Annotated in this window: 3 protein-coding genes and 1 pseudogene; 3 read left to right on the top strand and 1 reads right to left on the bottom strand. The window is 64.3% G+C overall.

The window, feature by feature from the left end:
* Positions 1–79: 79 nt before the first annotated feature.
* The 3 genes from AHiyo1_RS10045 (at position 80) to AHiyo1_RS10055 (ending at position 1,969) form a co-directional block, all read left to right on the top strand.
* Positions 80–655 carry a DUF6286 domain-containing protein gene (locus AHiyo1_RS10045; RefSeq protein ID WP_253257277.1) on the top strand — a complete coding sequence of 192 codons (576 nt, stop codon included), beginning with the start codon at positions 80–82 and terminating at the stop codon, positions 653–655.
* Complete coding sequence (locus AHiyo1_RS10050) at positions 652–1,263, top strand: hypothetical protein (protein ID WP_059388475.1); 612 nt, start codon at positions 652–654, stop codon at positions 1,261–1,263. The genes AHiyo1_RS10045 and AHiyo1_RS10050 overlap by 4 nt, the downstream gene beginning before the upstream one ends.
* Before the next feature lie 199 nt (positions 1,264–1,462).
* A complete protein-coding gene (locus AHiyo1_RS10055; RefSeq protein ID WP_148667514.1) occupies positions 1,463–1,969 on the top strand; it encodes a hypothetical protein in 507 nt (168 codons plus the stop codon).
* Here the strand turns inward: AHiyo1_RS10055 and AHiyo1_RS25525 are convergent.
* Positions 1,887–2,152 (bottom strand): annotated as a pseudogene (locus AHiyo1_RS25525) (alpha-amylase); the annotation flags it as partial. The gene AHiyo1_RS10055 and the pseudogene AHiyo1_RS25525 sit on opposite strands and share 83 nt — an antisense overlap.

Raw genomic sequence — 2,152 nt, forward strand, 5'->3', positions numbered from 1 at the left:
GACACTGCGCCGACTCAGACGGCCGAAGGCGACCACCCCCGGTGTCTACACGCCCGGGACCCCAGGCAACGGCGACCGGATCGACGTCGGACTCCAGCGCATCCTCAAGCGTGAGACCCGCTCGTCCCGCGCTGGAATGGCGGCGCTGGCCGCGGCGCTCGTGATCGCGGCCTGTCTCTATGCCCTCCTCGAATCCGCGCTGCGTGCCATTGGTCAACCACCGTGGCTCATCGATCCGCAAACAGCGGCCGAACGGCTGACGGCCCTTCCCGGAGGGATTTCCCCCTTGCTGCTTGGTGCCCTGGGCGGGGTCGTGGCCATGGTGGGCCTGATGTTCTTCTTGAACGCAGTCCTGCCCGGCCGAAAGTCCCGTCACTTGCTTGAGGATCCCCGGGCCGGAGTGGTGGTGGACGACGAGGTCATCGCTTCGGCGCTGGCCAGGGCCGCCCGGACGGCAGCGAACGTCACCCAGGAGCAGGTCATGGTGGTGGTTTCGCAGAGGCTGGTTGTGGTCAACGTCCGGCCAACCTCGGGCGTGCCGTTGCACGAGGAACGGATCCTTGCCGCCGTCGAGGATGAACTTCAAAGGATGGCCCCTTCGCCCATGCCTTCAGTCCGGGTCAATGTCGCCGCTTCCGGGGTGATCGGGGCATGAACGGTACTCCGCACGCCCTCAACCGCATCCTGATCGGCATCCTTGGCCTGAAACTATTGGCCATCGGCATTCTCCTGATACTGCTCGCCACTGTCCCCGCCGTCGGAAGTTGGTGGCAAAGCTGGTCCACCGGGCTCTGGGAACACGCCAAGTACCTCTCTGAGCAGACCCGCATTCCAGGGCGTGAGGAAAGCTGGCTTTGGGTCGCCGCAGCTGCGGTGCTTGTTGTGCTGATCGTGCTCATGGTGTCCTGGGTGTCGCAGCAAGGCAAGGGCCGCGCCAACCTCATCGTGTCGGAGTACGACGACGCTCAGACTGCCGGGGACGTCAACATCGGCGGGAACCTTGCCGAGCAGGCGCTCAAGGCGGCCCTTGCGGAACGTACGGATCTTGCGGGCGTGACGGTGGCAACCTACGAGGTCAACGGTCGTCCCGGGCTCCGGGTCAGGGTCCAGCCCCGTCAAGGCGTTTCCCCGCACGCACTCGCCGCGGATGTCTCCCGGCTCGTGGAGGCGCTGGACATTGTGGTGGGACGCCGGACTCCCGTCTTGATCCATATCGGGGCCGGCGCACGGACCAGGTTCAGCAAGGCCGAGCGCGTTCGTTGAACTGACACGCAACCGTTGTTAATCGGATGGCTATGTTACCTCGCAGGCGTTTTGCGTTGCAGAGGTATCTGTAGGGCCATAGTTTGAAGGGTAGGGGGAACTCTTCCCTTTGGTTGGGCTTGCCCGGCCGGCACCGGACCTTGGGTCCGTAGTCAAGCCGATGGACCAAAACACTTGGGCCAGGAACAAGGAGAAAACCATGAGCGAAGAAGTCAACAACATCAAGCAAAGCGCCGAAGCCGCGGCTGAACAGGCCAAGCACGTCGCAGGTGACGCCGCGGAGCACGTCAAGGAATTTGCAGGTGACGCCGCGGAGCACGTCAAGGAATTTGCCGGTGACGCCGCGGAGCACGTCAAGGAGTTCCTGTCGGGTGACGTGGCTGAGAAGGCCAAGGACCTCGCGGGGGATGTTGCCGGGAACGCCAAGGAAATCGTGGGCGACGTGGCTGAGAACGCCAAGGGCCTCGGCTCGAAAATCGCCGGTTTCTTCAAGGGCGGCAAGTACTCCACGCCAAGGCGACGCCTTCCTGACCTTCTTTGGTTAGAGAACGGGGCCGACACGCAGAACTTGCTGCGTGTCGGCCCCGTTTCCGTGACAAAGAAGGTCAGGAAGGGAAGAGGCCCTACTTCGCCACGAGGTATGCCCCGCTGTTCGGAGCAATCGAGGCCCCGCCCGAGCCGCCATCGCTGGAGAGTTCCACCCTGAGCCCGGCCGGCACGGGGAGGGCGGCAGTACCCATGTTGACTACAACCAGCACGTCGCGGTTGTGGAAGGCCAGGACTCCGTTGGCGGGATCGTGCTCCTCGGCCCACTGGAACGTGCCTGAGCCCAGGCGATGCGTGCGGCGGAAAGCCAGGACGGAGCGGTACAGCTCCAAGGTGGAGCCCC

Origin of the sequence: Arthrobacter sp. Hiyo1 (genome assembly GCF_001263615.2) — a bacterium.
Classification (GTDB): Bacteria; Actinomycetota; Actinomycetes; order Actinomycetales; family Micrococcaceae; genus Arthrobacter.